The sequence below is a fragment of the Niastella sp. sgz303648 genome (assembly GCF_059587045.1).
Map to the genome: position 1 here is coordinate 218,133 of NZ_JCAPSW010000011.1, position 16,452 is coordinate 234,584.

The 16,452-nt window shown below is 38.9% G+C and carries 14 protein-coding genes; 13 read left to right on the plus strand and 1 reads right to left on the minus strand.

Annotation, left to right across the window (positions count from 1 at the left end; all coding sequences use genetic code 11):
* Nucleotides 1-70: 70 nt before the first annotated feature.
* The 12 genes from AC59IL_RS27880 (at nucleotide 71) to AC59IL_RS27935 (ending at nucleotide 11,589) form a co-directional block, all read left to right on the plus strand.
* Nucleotides 71-391: a DUF4133 domain-containing protein gene (locus tag AC59IL_RS27880; RefSeq protein WP_496555508.1), complete on the plus strand. Its 321-nt coding sequence runs from the start codon at nucleotides 71-73 to the stop codon at nucleotides 389-391.
* Between the two features lies 1 nt (nucleotide 392).
* Complete coding sequence (locus AC59IL_RS27885) at nucleotides 393-2,879, plus strand: TraG family conjugative transposon ATPase (protein ID WP_496555509.1); 2,487 nt, start codon at nucleotides 393-395, stop codon at nucleotides 2,877-2,879.
* Complete coding sequence (locus tag AC59IL_RS27890) at nucleotides 2,876-3,562, plus strand: conjugal transfer protein TraI (RefSeq protein ID WP_496555510.1); 687 nt, start codon at nucleotides 2,876-2,878, stop codon at nucleotides 3,560-3,562. The genes AC59IL_RS27885 and AC59IL_RS27890 overlap by 4 nt, the downstream gene beginning before the upstream one ends.
* Before the next feature lie 12 nt (nucleotides 3,563-3,574).
* A complete protein-coding gene (locus tag AC59IL_RS27895) occupies nucleotides 3,575-4,837 on the plus strand; it encodes a hypothetical protein (RefSeq protein WP_496555511.1) in 1,263 nt (420 codons plus the stop codon).
* 33 nt (nucleotides 4,838-4,870) lie between these two features.
* Nucleotides 4,871-5,515, plus strand: coding sequence for a hypothetical protein (locus AC59IL_RS27900; RefSeq protein ID WP_496555512.1), 645 nt, complete (start codon nucleotides 4,871-4,873; stop codon nucleotides 5,513-5,515).
* Nucleotides 5,512-6,150 (plus strand): TerB family tellurite resistance protein, encoded by a 639-nt coding sequence (locus AC59IL_RS27905; protein WP_496555513.1) that lies wholly within the window; start codon nucleotides 5,512-5,514, stop codon nucleotides 6,148-6,150. The genes AC59IL_RS27900 and AC59IL_RS27905 overlap by 4 nt, the downstream gene beginning before the upstream one ends.
* Nucleotides 6,151-6,152: 2 nt before the next feature.
* A complete protein-coding gene (gene traJ / locus AC59IL_RS27910; RefSeq protein WP_496555514.1) occupies nucleotides 6,153-7,337 on the plus strand; it encodes a conjugative transposon protein TraJ in 1,185 nt (394 codons plus the stop codon).
* A gap of 24 nt (nucleotides 7,338-7,361) precedes the next feature.
* The gene (gene traK / locus AC59IL_RS27915) at nucleotides 7,362-7,985 is read left to right on the plus strand and encodes a conjugative transposon protein TraK (RefSeq protein ID WP_496555515.1); all 624 of its coding nucleotides are present in this window, start codon (nucleotides 7,362-7,364) and stop codon (nucleotides 7,983-7,985) included.
* 3 nt (nucleotides 7,986-7,988) lie between these two features.
* Nucleotides 7,989-8,378, plus strand: coding sequence for a hypothetical protein (locus AC59IL_RS27920; protein WP_496555516.1), 390 nt, complete (start codon nucleotides 7,989-7,991; stop codon nucleotides 8,376-8,378).
* A 200-nt stretch (nucleotides 8,379-8,578) separates the two neighbouring features.
* Nucleotides 8,579-9,613, plus strand: a complete 1,035-nt coding sequence (gene traM, locus AC59IL_RS27925; RefSeq protein ID WP_496555517.1) for a conjugative transposon protein TraM — start codon at nucleotides 8,579-8,581, stop codon at nucleotides 9,611-9,613.
* A gap of 28 nt (nucleotides 9,614-9,641) precedes the next feature.
* The gene (gene traN / locus AC59IL_RS27930; protein WP_496555518.1) at nucleotides 9,642-10,484 is read left to right on the plus strand and encodes a conjugative transposon protein TraN; all 843 of its coding nucleotides are present in this window, start codon (nucleotides 9,642-9,644) and stop codon (nucleotides 10,482-10,484) included.
* 1 nt (nucleotide 10,485) lies between these two features.
* A complete protein-coding gene (locus tag AC59IL_RS27935; RefSeq protein ID WP_496555519.1) occupies nucleotides 10,486-11,589 on the plus strand; it encodes a hypothetical protein in 1,104 nt (367 codons plus the stop codon).
* 88 nt (nucleotides 11,590-11,677) lie between these two features.
* Here AC59IL_RS27935 and AC59IL_RS27940 read toward each other — a convergent pair whose 3' ends face one another.
* Complete coding sequence (locus AC59IL_RS27940; RefSeq protein ID WP_496555520.1) at nucleotides 11,678-12,928, minus strand: WG repeat-containing protein; 1,251 nt, start codon at nucleotides 12,926-12,928, stop codon at nucleotides 11,678-11,680.
* 819 nt (nucleotides 12,929-13,747) lie between these two features.
* Here AC59IL_RS27940 and AC59IL_RS27945 point away from each other — a divergent pair.
* Nucleotides 13,748-14,848, plus strand: coding sequence for a hypothetical protein (locus tag AC59IL_RS27945; protein ID WP_496555521.1), 1,101 nt, complete (start codon nucleotides 13,748-13,750; stop codon nucleotides 14,846-14,848).
* Nucleotides 14,849-16,452 lie beyond the last annotated feature (1,604 nt).

Consider the following 16,452-nt stretch of genomic DNA (forward strand, 5'->3'; position numbering starts at 1 on the left):
GCCGGTAACGCTATTAAGCTTTCGTTGCGACGCTCCGTTCGTCTTTTTGGTAATCCTATTCAGCAGTTTTATGGCCAGTGTGTACGAAATAAATCGCGGGGTTAATCGTGCTTTAGAATTTAAAGGCATCAAAGCACAATACATCATTTATTTGGCAATAGGTCTGGTGATTCTCCTTTTGCTGTTTGCCATTCTTTTTATTGCCGGGGTTAACAGTTATGTGTGCATCAGTATCATTCTGCTAATGGGATTTGCTCTTTTTATAACCATCCAACATCTAAGTAACAAGTACGGTGAACATGGCCTGATGAAAAAAGTTGCGCAAAGACGTTTGCCAAAAGCTATTCAGTCACGATCAAGAGAAACATTCATTCAGCTAAGTAAAAAATAATATGAAGAAGATAAAGCAATTGGAACAGCTATTTCCGATATATAAAGTAGAGCAGGATTGCATTTTGTCAAAAGCCGGAGACATAACTATCGTCTTTCAGGTGGAACTTCCGGAAATTTTTACCCTGGCTGCAAATGATTTTGAAGCTCTTCATCATACCTGGATCAGGGCCATCCGGCTTCTCCCTAAAAACTCAGTAGTGCACAAACAGGATTGGTTTACTGAAGCAAAATACTCCGCAGATTTTTCCAAAGCCAGTAAAAGTTTTCTGTCTCAACGCAGTGAACGCCATTTTCATGAAAGACCTTACCTCAATCACCGCTGTTTTCTGTTTTTGACTAAAAAATCCGAGGGTAAACGTTTCCCCAATTCGCTCTTTTCCAATTTGATTCGACCTACTATCGTACCGCTACAGACGATTGATAGCAAAATTATGGAAAGCTTTGTGGACAAGGCAGGGCAATTTGCCAAAATCCTTCAGGATAGCGGCTATGTAAATTTGCGCCGGTTAACAAGCGATGATCTGGCAGGTACAGAACAGCGTGCAGGCTTAATCGAGCAATATTGTTTTCTGTTGCAGGAGAATGAAACGCCGGTGATCCGTGATCTGGGTATCACGCAGGATGCGATCAAAGTTGGTGATTTTTATTGTAGTCTGTTTACCCTTGCTGACGTATCAGATTTACCCGCTTTATGTGGTCCGCGGATCAACTATGACCGGTATAGTACAGACAAAACTAAATTCAGTGTAAGCTTTGCTACACCGCTGGCACAAATGCTGGATTGCAATCACATTTACAACCAGTTTATTGTAATTGACGATGCACCGGCTACATTGAAAAAGCTGGAAAGCCGGCGTCTGCGCCTGCAATCACTAAGCTCTTATTCCAGGGAAAATGCCATCAGCAGGGAAGCAGTCAACCAATTTTTAAATGAAGCGATTTCGCAACAACGCCTGCCGGTTAAGGCACATTTTAATCTTTTTGTGTGGTCCGATGATAAAGAAAAGGCTAAAGACATCCGCAACAAGGTTTCTGCGGCAATCGCGCAGATGGATGCTCGCACGAAGCATGAAACTGTGGGTGCAGCTCAGATTTATTGGTCCTGCATTCCAGGAAACGCCGGCGACCTGCCCGCTAACGAAACCTTCGACACTTTTTGCGAGCAAGCTACCTGCTTTTTCAATATGGAAACCAATTACCGGAGTTCCTTATCCCCGGTGGGAATCCGGCTGGCCGATCGTATCAGCGGGTTCCCGGTTCATGTGGATCTTTCAGATGAGCCGATGGCCCGGGGAATTTGTACGAACCGGTCGAAATTCATCTTAGGTCCTTCAGGCAGCGGAAAGAGCTTCTTTACAAATTTACTCCTTCGCTCATATGTAGAGCAGGGCAGCCATGCGGTGGTAGTAGATGTGGGCCATAGCTATAGGGGACTTTGTGAACTGCTCGATGGCTATTATTTCACTTATTCCGAAAAAGAGCCAATTCAGTTTAATCCTTTTGTTCTGAATGAAGAAGAGCTGGACATAGAGAAAAAAGAAAGTATTAAAACTTTATTGCTCGCTTTATGGAAAAAGGACGATGAAAGCTTTTCCAGAAGTGAATATGTGTCGCTTTCAAATGCTCTTCAGGAATATTTCAGTTACATCAAATCAAATCCACAGATATTTCCTTGTTTTAATTCGTTCTATGAATTTTTAAAAGACGTTTTTGTTAATAAACTTAGGGCTGAAGGAATTAAAGAAAAAGATTTCGATGTCGATAATTTCCTGTATGTGTTAAGGCCTTTTTATACAGGCGGCGAATACGATTATCTGCTCAATGCACAAAAAAACATCGATCTGTTACAACAGAAATTTATTGTATTTGAGTTGGATAACATCAAAGACAATGCGATTCTCTTTAGTGCCGTGGCCATTACGGTTATGGAAACGGTATTAAATAAAATGCGTAAGTTGAAAGGAGTCCGGAAAATCGTGCTAATTGAAGAGGCCTGGAAAGCGATCATGAAACAAGGGATGGCTGAGTACATAAAATACCTTTTTAAGACAATGAGGAAATTCTATGGTGAACCAATTATAGTTACGCAGGAAGTAGATGATATCACCAATTCGAATATTATAAAAGATGCGATTATCAATAATAGTGATTGCAAAATATTACTTGATCAATCAAAATACACTAATAAATTCCAGCAGATACAGGAACTGCTCGGTTTGACAGATAAAGAAAAAGCATTGATCCTTTCCATGAATAAAGCAAACGATCCTAAACGGAAGTACAAGGAGGTGTTTATCAGCCTGGGTGGAATGATCAGTAAGGTGTACCGTACAGAGGTTTCACTCGAGGAATACCTCTGTTATACAACGGAAGAAAAGGAAAAGATCAAGGTGCAGGCTTACGCTAAAAAATACGGCAGCATAAAGCGGGGTATTGCTATGCTCGCCAATCATATCCGCGAAAACATGGACAAATCAGCGTTATGAAAATTATACTTAAAATTTCATTGCCTTTATTGCTGATGATAGTTTTTTCGATAATGCCGGCAAGGAGCTTTGCTCAGGATCCTATTACCGAAGCGATCAGGCAGGCTGTAATTAAAGTAATTAAGGCCATTGACTTGCAGATTCAGCGATTACAAAACAAAACGATCGATCTGCAGAACATTCAAAAGCAGGTAGAGAATACCCTTTCCAGGCTAAAACTTCAGGAAATCGCAGATTGGACAGGAAAGCAAAAAAAACTCTATGAAGATTACTTCGATGAATTATGGAGAGTGAAATCCATTATTTCTTATTACAAACGGATTACCGAAATCATTGGCAGGGAGAAGCAGCTAATTAGTGAATACAAAAGGGCCTATGCTTTAATTCGAAGCGATAATCATTTTACAGAGAATGAAATTGAGTATATCCGGAGTGTTTATACCGGGATTATTGAAAAAAGTGCTGAAAGCCTCGATCAAATACTGATACTGCTGGAATCCTTTTCAGTTCAAATGTCCGATGCGCAAAGACTGGAACTTTTGAACCGGTCTGCTGACGAAATAGAATCTTATGTCAGCGATTTGCGAAGATTCACCGATCAGAATACCCGGTTAAGCCTGCAAAGGGCCAGTAATCTGGATGAAATCAACCGTATTAAAAAACTGTATGGTATCGACGATTGAAAAAATAAACACATGACTGACCTGATCGACATATTGGAAGAACATTGTTCCCTGCTCAGGGAAAAAGGATATAGTGACATCGGGCTGGGTACAGAGGAGGAACCTGGTTTATTTGTAAAACAGTTGGAAAGAGCCATTTCCTATCACCTGAAAGAATCGTTTTTGAAGAAAAGTATTCGTTCGTTTGAACTACAGGCAGTTGGTTTTTTTAATAAAGAGCAAAACATGATTAGGTTTTTGTTCGGTTACGAACTTGACCCAACCACAAAAGTATTCGATCTTAAATTCATGAAAGCGAATATGGAAGGTGTTTCCCGGGAGTTTCACTTTGAGCGGGGGATACATGAACTACCATATGCTAATAAGCTGGTAACTCTGCTTTCAAAAGTGCAGGAACAGGAAATGAGTGAGCCCGTTTTGCTTGCCCCGTTTATTGAAGAAAATCATGTACACCATCTATACGAGAAAACGCTTGCTGAACACCAAACCCTGCTGGCTGCAAAAGGTTATACGGACAAGGCACATTTTCCGTACCATAATAATTTTCTGTTTAAAAAGCTGGAAGCTCGTTTGTTAAAAAAAATTTTTGATCAGAATCAGACTCAGGAGTTTGTTATCAGAACAAAAGGTTTCTTTAACAACGGGAGCGAAGAACTGAGTTTTGGTTTATTCTATGCCGTAGATCAAAGTGAAAAGAAGCTTATCCTGAATGCACTGCTGGCAGATCACAGAGAAAAGAGAATCCACTATTCTTTGGACGAGCTTAACGATTTACCGTCCGCAGTTGCTATTTGGAATATGTTTAGCAGAGGATTAAAGGAAAGTAAGGCACAAATCATTTATCCAAAAGAACAGGTCAAGCTGCTGTTACGGGAACAGGAAGATCTTTTAGGGGCCATTGGTTACTATAGGACACATTTTACCAATGATTCCAATTTTATTGAAAGAGAGCTGGATGGCATTCTGCAAAATAAGCTTTACGAAACCGGAAATCAATACGTTTCCATTGCTCGCAATATTCACCTGGGTCAACAGTGTTCTATGCATTGTATGTTTTATTACTCGTTTGATCCTGTAAGGATAACATTGCAATTGGAATCTTTGACTGCGAGAGTAGGAGCAGCCGAGAAAAAGTATTTTCCTACGGAGGCCGCTTTTACACTTCAAAACATTTTTCAGGAATTGAATCAAGCGAACCAATTGCAACATGCGCGGTCAGTAGTCAAGCGTATGACGCCGGATGCTAAACGCATCTCTTTTAGAAAAGGAATGTGAGTCAAATTTAATAATTGTCATAAAGGAGTTGCAATGAAAAGAAAAAAATATGTGGTCGTTTTGGTTTGGGTGGTCTGCACATTCGGAGCCAATGCCCAAACCTGGGACGAATGGTTCAGGCAAAACAAAACACAGCGGAAGTACTTGCTGGAACAGATTGCTAAATTGCAAGTTCACCTGGGCTACCTGAAAAAAGGATATGATATTGTGAATACCGGCATGAATGTGATCAGCGATCTTAAAGCCGGGGACCTCAACCTGCACAGCATGTTCTTTGATCATTTGAAACAGGTAAGTCCGACAGTTCGCCACTATAAAAAGTCCGCTGATATTCTTCGTATGTACATCAAAATGGTTGATGCATATAAAACCATTTCAAAAAAGCTCAGACAGGCGGAAGGTCTGTCTGCAAACGAAATAGATTTTCTATACAAGCTGTTCACAAGCATACTTGATAAAGTAGGGGAAGATAAGGACCAATTGATGGATGTAATAACAGCTGGCCGCCTGGAGATGAACGATAGTGAGCGTTTAAAACGTATTGACCAGCTGCATGAATTGGTTTCGCAAAAATATACTTCGCTGTTCGACCTGATGAGCAAAATCCAAATGCTACTCCGGCAGCGACAAACGGAATTGAACGATTTAGAAACACTTCAAAATTTTTATGTGCCATGAAACTGAAAATCCTTTTACTGGCCTCAATCAACTTTTTTATCATCCTGATAAAGCCGGCCAAAGCACAGCAGGCTGAAATAGAGCAGCTGATTTTAAATATTGAAAAGCTTAATCAGCTACGGGCTATTCTGGATAATATGTATAAGGGCTATCAGATACTTACAAAAGGATATAATACAATTAAAGACCTCGCCGAAGGAAATTTTGACCTGCACAAGGTTTTTCTGGACGGCCTGCTGGAAGTTAGCCCAACGGTACGGAATTATAAGAGAATTTTTGACATTATTGCTTTACAGCGCCAGCTGGTAACAGAATACAAAGCTGCTTATAAGCAGTATCTGTCAATTGACGTTTTTAATAATAAAGAACTCGGGTACGTGGGCAATGTTTATGATAACCTGGTAGACCGTTCCCTCAAAAACCTTGACGAGTTGGTCATGGTAACCACGTCCGGGCAACTCCGTATGAATGATGCCGAAAGAATGTCATCTGTGGATCGCATCCATGAGGACATGCTGGATAAACTGCAATTTTTGCGTCATTTTAATGATAAGACCACGGTAATGGCTTATCAACGCATCAAAGCCAAAAAGGAAACGAAAGACCTTCTGCGTATTTATGGATTAAAAGATTAGTCATGAAGTACAATAATAAGTTGATCCTGGCTATGATGGCCGGGCTGCTATTTCCATGCCTGGTGCAAGCACAATCAACCGGTATTCAGAAGCTGCATACTGTACTCGAAAACCTTTATAATGAAATGATTCCCCTTTGCGCCCAGTTGACTGATGTGGCACGGGCAGTAGGAGCATTCGGCGCATTATGGTATATCGGGTACCGTGTGTATAAACATCTCTCGAATGCAGAGGCGATTGATTTTTTCCCTTTGTTCAAACCGTTCGTACTGGCCATTTTGATTACGCTATACCCGCAAATATTGACAATGTTCAACGGTCTTTTAAAACCAATAGTGTTGGCTACGAACGGGATGGTTAAAAATTCCAATGAAGCTACCAACCGGATGTTGGCCGCACGTGCTAAATCTATTACAGATGGACAAGAATGGCAATCTTTAATTGGAGGACTCGGCTATGAGGACAATAAAGAATGGTATAAATACCAGGACCCGGAGGGAAGAACAGATAATAATGGATTAAGTTTCGGAAAAGCACTTGCTTTTTCCTTTAGCCTCTTTACCAATACGCTTGGATTCATGCTCAAAGGATTGATCTCCCTTGTGCTACAGCTTTTGTATTATGCGGCAGCTCTATGTATTGATACAATGCGCACTTTTCATATGCTGATCCTGGGTATATTAGGTCCCTTTGTCTTATGTCTGAGTATGTATGATGGCTTTCAACATACACTCACCGTTTGGTTAGGCAGGTATATCAATATCTATCTTTGGCTGCCTATCAGCAATCTGTTTGGTGCGCTTATCGGCCGGATTCAACAAGGCATGCTACAATTAGATATCAATCAAAATGCACAGGGTGATCTCATCGGTTTTGGTCCTACGGATATGGCTTACCTAATCTTTTTATTTATTGCTGCTTTTGGTTATTTCTCTATACCCTCAATTGCGAATTATGTTGTACATGCGTCTGGGGCCAACGCCATCTTAAGCAAAATAAACAATATTGTGGTTGGTGGCGCTTCTATGGCCGTAGGTGGAATATCGGGTGGATCGGCCGGCGTTGCTGCCGGAAGTGTGGTGGGAGACATGCAGGGCTCTGATAATAGGATGTACAGCATGGCCGATGCCGCTAACTCAGAACCTTATCCCAATGGCTATCAGCGTAACAATTTGACAGGAAGTTAATTAGTATACTGTAAAAAGTGAATTATGTTTCAGCAATTCAAAAATATTGATACCGCTTTCAAGCATATACGTTGGTTTTCCCTGCTCTTTTTGGTAGCCAATTGTGTCGTCTGTTTCTATGTACTCTACACAACAAGGATGGATAACCAGCAAAACAAGAACCGGGTTTATATATTGGCCAATAGTAAACTTATGGATGCAATCGGTATTAACCGAAGCGATTCGCTTTCTGTTGAAATCCGTGATCATGTTAAAACCTTTCATTACCGGTTTTACGATCTGGACCCTGACGATGCAGTCATTAAGAAACAGATCACGAAAGCTTTGTATTTATGTGATGGAACAGCGAAAGCAGAATATGACAACCTTAATGAACGAGGCTATTATTCCAACCTCGTGGCAGCCAATGTTACACAACGTGTAGAAGATCCTGATAGCATCATTGTTAACCTTAACCATGTTCCGTATTCGTTCAAATACTACGGTAAGCTCAAAGTCATCCGAACGACCAGTATAGTTACCCGGTCCATTGTAACCGAAGGCTTCATCCGCATTTTGAACCAGATCAGTGATAACAACATACATGGATTCCTGATTGAGGGATGGAAAATCCTTGAAAATAATGACCTGAAATTCGAAAAACGCTAAACTATGTTGAAACTTTTTCATAGTAAGGCAAAGCAGGAGCAGAGGCATTATCCGGTAGCTGATAAAGCGGCCACACTGATTGCAAAGGCATTCCTGCATGTACAGGTAATATGGACCAACTGGTTGAGCACAAAAGAACGAAAGCTGACTATAAAGCAAAAAAAGCAGGCTTTAATGGTGTTCTGTTTTGGATTCGGTCTAATAGCCCTCTTTTTTCTGTACCGTGGAATATTCGTAAAAAAAGATAATCCATCTTCCTGGTTAAAGCCGCCTGTCGCCATATTTCCTGAAGATGTACGTCTACCAGACTCCCTTAATCTTGACTATTTACGGGAACTCTACAAGTTGCGAAAAGCACAACAACAAAGGGACTCTATTCACTCAGAAAAATAAAATATATGGAAATCGCAAACAAAAAGAAAAAACTTTTATTGTTAGGATTTATTTTCCTGTTACCAATGGTCGTTTTTTGGCTTATGGTAAATACCGGCAGAAAAGCAGGAGCCAGTGATGCAGGCAATCAAAACGCCTTCAATGCCAAGCTGCCGGCCGCCAATATTAAAGACTCAGGACGCAATAAATTCGAGATTTATATGCAGGCGCAGCAGGATTCCGCCAGGCTACGCGAACAGGAAAACGCCGATCCCTACGTCAAAAAAATGTATGCTCCCTCACTTTCCCGGAATGTAGAAGTCGAAGAAGATTTACCTCCTGTTACAAATTACCACAAACCCAATTCGTCTGTTGATGACAACGAAAAAAAAGTTAACGACCGCATTGATAAATTAATGACGGCCCTAAATGGCAGCTCCACTGATAATCTCAATGGTACAAATGCATCGGTAGAAAATGCTTTAATAAAAAAAAACACTGAAATTGAAAATTTTGAAAAACTGTTGGTGGCATTGCAAAACGGCGATACCAGTAACGGCAGTCCTGAGATGAAACAGCTGGAAATAATGCTCGATAAGATTCTCGATATTCAGCATCCCGAGCGGGTGAAAGAGCGTTGGGCGATACAGAAACAAAATCCAGCCACAGATACTTTACGCTATCACATCACTGGTAATCCTTCTTATATGGATTCTGATTTCTTTGGCGGCATGACCACAGAAAATGCCTTTTGGGGTTTAGCTTCACATGTTACTGGTGTTAATAGTAATGCACCTATTCTTTTGGCTGCCGTTCATGAAAATCAAAAGATTCACGATAATCAAACGATCAGGTTTCGCCTCCTGCAGGATGTCTTTATTGATAATATTCTAATTCCCAAAGGACAATTTCTATTTGGTAAATGTCAGATTACAGAGGCACGTGTAAAAGTGTCAATTCAGGAAATAGCCTATAACAACCGGGTATTTCCGGTGCAGTTCCTTGTCCATGATCAATCAGATGGCATGGAGGGCATCAGTATTCAGGGTGATGTTACAGAAGAAGTTACAAAGACGGGAATCGACCAGATGATTCAGCAGATGCAATTAAATGCTATGACTTCTTCAGTAGGTATTCAGGCAGCCGCATCTGGTATTCAAACCGTTAAAAATCTCCTAAGCAAAAAAATAAAAAGGATTACTGCCAATGTAAAGGCGGGCCACATCGTCATTCTTAAACCTGTTCAATCCTTATAACATCTTTATTCACTTCAAAAATTGTATCATGAAACCATTATTTTTCTTATTGCTATTTTTTACGATTTCGTATTCAATACGGGCCCAGGTGAATGCCAATGATCTTCCCGCTGCAACGACAGTAATTCCCTTTAATTTGGAAATTGGTTATAACTACAATACTGCTATAGCATTTCCGGGAACCATTAAAAAAGCTTATTGGGGATATAAGGATATCATGGCAATGCAAGTGCCACAGATAGAAAATATTTTACTAATAAAAGCTGCTAAAAGAAATTTTGAACCTACCAATTTGCATGTTTTTACATTGGATGGTAAATTGTATACGTTCAATGTTACATATGCTGAGAATCCAATTCATGCCACATATGACTTGCGGAGATTAGATCAGCATTTGCAGCGTTATTCTGCGGATATTTCCTTTGCCGATGAATCCTTAAATGAAACGCAGTTAGAAGAGTCAATGCAAACGGTGAGAGCGTCAGAGCCGTTCCTGTCCAAATCAACCGGGCGATTTGAATTAAAAATTCGATTGAATGGGATTTATTTTTTAAACGATCGGTTGTTCTTTTCTTTCTCAGCTTCTAATTTTTCCAGTCTGGATTATGATATTGATTTTACCCATTTTTATATAAGAGACCGTAATAGAGCAAAACGATCGTCATTTCAGCAGCGGGAATTGATACCGATAAAGGTGGATACTTTGAGTTGTTTACCTGGGCAGACTACGAAAGATTTTGTGATGGTTGTACCTAAATTCACGATACCAGATAAAAAGGAATTTTTATTTGAAATGTACGAGCGCAATGGTGGAAGAAATATATCTCTTCGCATCAAAAATCGCCACTTGCTAAAAGCAAAATCTATTTAATATGGCATCTCTGAAAAGTCAGTTTATTCCCGAAAACCAAAATCGGGTAGGGGAGGCAATTTTGCTGTATGCTGAGCAAGACGCCAAATTAAAAATCAATAATCCGGTTTTGACAACAAAAGACACGTTTGATATAAAGTTGAAGTTAAATCAATACCGGAGTATTTTGATGGAATTTCGGAAATCTAAAAATCCTTCTGAGAAACAGGCTTTAAAATATGTTCGGCATCAAATCAGGAAGTTAGAAGCAAGTCTAAAGCCGACATGGTTCAACCGTTTTTTTTATTCAAAGCTGATTGAAGCAATTAAAGATAGAATCAGAGGCGAAAATGACGCAGTAAGTTATTATCAAAGAGCAACGGGTAATTTAGAAAAGGAACTCATTCAGCAGCTTAACCTGCAAAACTTATCTGCTGAATTGAAAAAAGCTGGCTTTACTCTTGAGATGGAAGGTAGCGTAAAGCGAATGATCAATTTGAATCTTCCCGAGTTTCATTTGCGTTATGCAGATGTTGAAAATCCTGGTGCCCATTATGTGGTTCACTTCAAAAAAATTCCTCACACCGACCTGTACTATTTTGAAAAGTTTGAGGCAATAGCACGGCCTTCCCTGGATTCACTTTTGAACAATGACCCTATTTGTTGCAGGCAAACATTCCATGTAAATGGTGAGCTAAAGATCAACGCAATGGAAGCGGCCAATTTGGTCAATGGAAAAGGCGTTTGCCGGTTTTGGGATGGTGAAGACAAGTGGCTGATGATTCACCCGGAAACGAACCGCTTAACCGAGGTTCCTTTCAATCTGGATGAAAAGTTATCCCACCTTCCAATTAAAGAAAGGGAACATTGTAATAAGTACCAGGCTATTATTGATGCTTTAAAGAGGGGAAGCAAAAGGGAAGTGACATTAATCATTAATCAAATGCCGGTAAAGTACACAATAGAAGCAGCTCCAAATAAAAATACCATTTATGTGTTCGATAAAGGCAATCGTTTGGTAGATATTGACCATAAGGCCAGTATTCAACAAACAACAAAAAGCCTTGTACAGCAAATTTATGATGATGAATTAAGTCACCCACACCGGCAAGGTCAAAGGATATAATTGTGATTTTGGCCGCATACCATGATGAACAAGCATTGTTGTAAAATTTTTGTCAGGCTTGCATCAGTAGTTTGCATTTCGAAGATTATTAAAATTCTGGCTTAACGATATTGATTACAAATTCTCCTTTTTCATCAATAACTCCATAATTATTTTGAGTCGAATTATTAATATACTCTGATTTATGTGCGAACAATTTTCCCTCATGATAATCTGAAAGGTATTTGTACTTGAAATCCAGTACTATGTTACCTTTATTATCTATCAGAGCGTAATAAAGGCCTTTCTCGAAAATGCCTTTCCCTTCATCAACAAGCTGCCGAAGAGTCTCAGAAATATAAAATGGATATTCCGGATTTTCTCCACCAAAAATTCCAGCTTCAGGTTTATCATTGTTTTTAAAGCTGGCGCCTTTGGGAAATGTTGCAATGATAGATCCTGCCGTATCGATTAATTGAGCAGGGCTATCATAATTTTCCTGAACAAGAGCATATCCCTTGTAAAAATGAGTGGCAATTTTATAGCGGGTTGGTATGACTACCTTAATTGATTTGTTTATATAACCAAATAATCCCTCACTGTTTTCAACTTTTGCGACTCCGGAGCTGAATCTGGATGGGCGTCTCGAATAGCTATATGGAATTACGAGAACACCATTAGTATTTATATATCCCCAGTTTCCGTCGTTATTCTGCACAGCAGCAAGCCCTTCTGAAAAGGGAGAAACACCCTTATACGCAATTGGTATTACAACTTTTAATCCTTTATTGATAAATCCATATTTGTCTTTTTCGTCCGATTTTATTGGCGTTAGGTCTTCACTAAAAGGAATGAAGTTTTTCAATGAGGTTATAGCAAAAGCCGCTTTTTTAGTGGTAGGATTGGCTATGGAAGAATACTTCTTCGCATCGAATCTGACAATTTCCTTGCCTGCTGTATCTATATAAGCGAAAACCAAAATGCCCGGAGCACTTTGCAATTGAACAATAGTATTGTCAGTAACAAAAGGGGAAATTTCCTGGTACTTTCCTTGACCAATAGTTTTGCCAGATAGATTTTTTAGAACGATATGATCACCTTCCTGAGCAAAATAAACACCATAATCAATTACAAACTTTTTTGTAAACCCAACAGTAGGTGCTTTTATTCCGCTTCCAATAACATTTCCATCTAAATTAATGATAGCATAGCCATCTTTTCTCTCAACAGTAAAATAGTTTTTCTGGAACTGAGTAATGCAACTGTAAGGTATATTACCGATATATCCATCTGTTTTTTTTGTTTGAGAATAACAGAGATCAAAAAGCGAAACAAGTAATAATAAAATTAATAGTCGCATAGGTATATGGTTATGGTTAGGTGTGTATAAAATTAAGGGAATTCTCTCAGATATTAAAAATTTGCCTTATTTATCAGTTGCAGCAATTTTAGCTAAATCGGAAGCATTTTTTAGATCTGGATACCGGTAAATGACAAAACGGGCGAACTGATATATCGCCGGGCATATACAGAGCATCACCCTCGAGCATACTGGGACAGTACAGATGCATATACGCTATCGATTTACTGCGAACATAATCACCATGGCGATTATTATTTGCATCTGAGCAGGGCCTGTAAGGATTTAAAATGGCATTGTTTCCTGGTAAATGGCAGATGGTCAGAAACCTTCATTCACTTTCGCCAGCTGGAGTATTTCAATGAGTTACAGGAATTGTATGGGCGATTACCCGTTGTAACTTGTTCCCATCAGAGTATGCCATAAAAGAATATTGTAAGCAAATATTCAAATCAATAAAGAATGAGCAATGAACCTAGATTACTGGTGGGATTCAGCCTTAAACCTGAACATGGTGAATGAAGATTAAAATGGAATCACTGTTTAATAAGAACCATGATTACGATGAAGGTTCGACAGCCGCTATTTAAAATTTGACGTGGAATGGCCCACAAAAAAAACGGAAATGCCCATGCAGCAGAAAACATTTAACGGTAATTTCCGGAACCTACAAAGAGCACTAAGATAGCTGGGTGTATTAGGGACACAAAACAGGCAGTGAAAAACTGCTTCACAACAACATTATATTACAATAGAAAAAGGGGCTCTCTTGCATATTACAATAGATAAATATAACTTTAAAGGATAAACTCTGCTAATATGCATCTTGTTGAGCATTCTATAACTAACACTTTAGAATTTAAGAACGACACAAACCAATTTGAAATTTTGTTAAAGGCCGATAATGGAGCACTGATAAAATTAGTTTTTTCTTCTCTGCCATTATATGAGTTTGTGGAATTTGTTGATGGCCTTTTAAAAAATGAAAATTACAGTAACATTAATGAGTCATCAGTTCCTTACGTTGCACAAAATCCTATATTAATAGAATATAAAGTACTATCAATTTATCGAAACCCTCATCCAACTAATTTTACAATGTCCAAAATGGACATGTTTCTATCTGCAGATAATGGAGTAATATTAAGATTAATATTTGAGAAGGAAGCATTACGGAATTTAATTTCAAAAATACAAGGTGATTCAATAACTCCAGTAACCATTAAAGGCATGTGGAAGCTTTCAAATATTATACTTTTTGGCGGCGGTGAAATTTTTGAGGATACAGAGGTTAATATTTATATACCGAAGCAAATAGAGTTGAAAGAGCAAGAGGATATTGTAAATGCGTGCGGTGATTTTATGGAGGCTTTAGGCTACGAAATAAAAACAGAAAATGAGCCAATTTTAAACTCATTTTGGAAAAGATTGCAATTCGTATTCAAGAAAAATATTACGCCTGAAGATGCTGATCGACTTTTCAAAAAAGGCAAGCAAGCGTTGGAATTAAAATATGTTGATTTGCCTACTGCTGAACAAACGGAAAAATTAGCGAGTGCAGCAGAGAAAGTAATGAATAGTATTGAGAAATATGAAAACGCTACAGTAAGGCTCGGCTCTTTGTTAATTATAAAAAGAGGGCAGAAGGTTATAATACATCAATTGACTTCAGACGAAGTGGATCACCTCAATAAAAACCCTTCAATAATAAAAGAAAATGATCCTGTGGATGCTTTACAAAATCTAAAAATAAAGCCGACAGTTATTCCTCCGATAGTTGCACCTGCTTCAATCATAAAAATAACTAATACAGAAACCGATCACAGCACACTGCCCTTAATTAATGATGAAACATCATCTGAATCTGCTGATGAAGCGCCGAAAAACGATGAAAAAAGGAAAGGTTCGCGGATTAATTGAGTTTGGAGCCATGCTTATCTCATTTATTTACTTTTCCGCTGCAAAGGATTGGTCGGTCTTTAATATAAAAAACTGGCATTGACTGTCAAAATTATTTCTGTAGATGCTTTTTCACATTTTCGACCATAGGACGAACCTGTTGAACGGCAGAACGAAGCTCATAGGCAGAAACTTAAGCTCCTTGCACCAATATCGAACTTCGTATTCTTCATCAACATTGGATCCGGCTTGCATCGCATGGTCCTTGATGAATAAGGTTGAGCATAGCGGCTGTCTGATCAGCTATATTAATTAATTAGGCACAATTCGCTTTTCTGCTTTCTCGAACAAAATGCTGATTTATGAGGACAATAAAAATGCCTTATAATCAATAAGATATAAAAGTATTTTTCAGATTTTAGGGAACTTTTGGGAATATTTTGGAGTATTTTGGATTCTTACTGTTGAGAATTTGTGTTTTTCTTTGTGGAATTATGTCAAATTTGATACTAAATTTGGTCTATCATTTTTGATAGCAAAATTGCTTACAAAAATGAAAGCCGGTAAAAACCGGCCTTCTTACTCCTGAAATGTCAACTGAACCATTGCCAAATGATGTTGACTACTTCCAGGAAGGTTTTTATAAAAGAAGCATTTGCTTTAATACCCCGGAGGATTACCTTTAACCTTCCGGGTTTTTTTATGGGAGATCCCATAATTGAGAATTGGATGTTTTGTCATCCAAAGAAGTACGGACGGTATTTAACAAAAATAAACGTTGTTCCAAATAATCTACATCTATCGCCACTATAATTCTTCCCACATCGTGTGCGAAAGTATATTATGAATTATATTTTCATAGGTTGTCTTTGTTATGAGATTTTGGCCTGATAAGGGTTTGCGAATTATTTAATACAAAATACTTATTCTCTAAAAGCCTAGCAGTTGTATTTAGATTAATACAGTTTATATTTTTTTACTTTTTGTTATTATCTAAATAGGCGACATATATACGGAAAGAAATACCCACAGTAACTTGGAAGAAAGGCAAAAAAGCGCTCATATTAGACATGTAATTCGTTGAATATGAACGCTAAACAAATAATCGCCTCCAGCCTTTCGAAAGCTGAAAAAGCCCGCAAACTATACGATCTCGGTTACACCCGTCACTAGGTTGCAGAGTCATACTGCCTCGATGGTAAGCATCGCACATTAATACTCGAGGAAACTGATCAGTGCGGGCTATGAAATTCCTTACCTGCTCATGGATGGGAGCAAGGTGCGGATATTATTCACCGACCTACTATATAACCTGCCGACCAATTTCTTTGTAAAAGACCGGCATAAGCATTCCGACTTTGCAATGGCCCACGGTGAAATGACCGATGAGAATTTGTCGAATTCCTGGGATTGATCATGAAACGGGCCAGTTACTATACCGTCAAAGGAAGTATCTATTACCTGTTCATTGGCTGGCGTCACCTCTGGTGTATAACCGAAGCTGGAAGGCGAGTATACGGTACAACCATGGCTCCATTCTTCATAATAATAAATAGATCAACTAAGTCTTTATTCACACGGACCAGGAGCAAAAAGGCCGGCGAAGGTAGCAGGCACCCCGAATA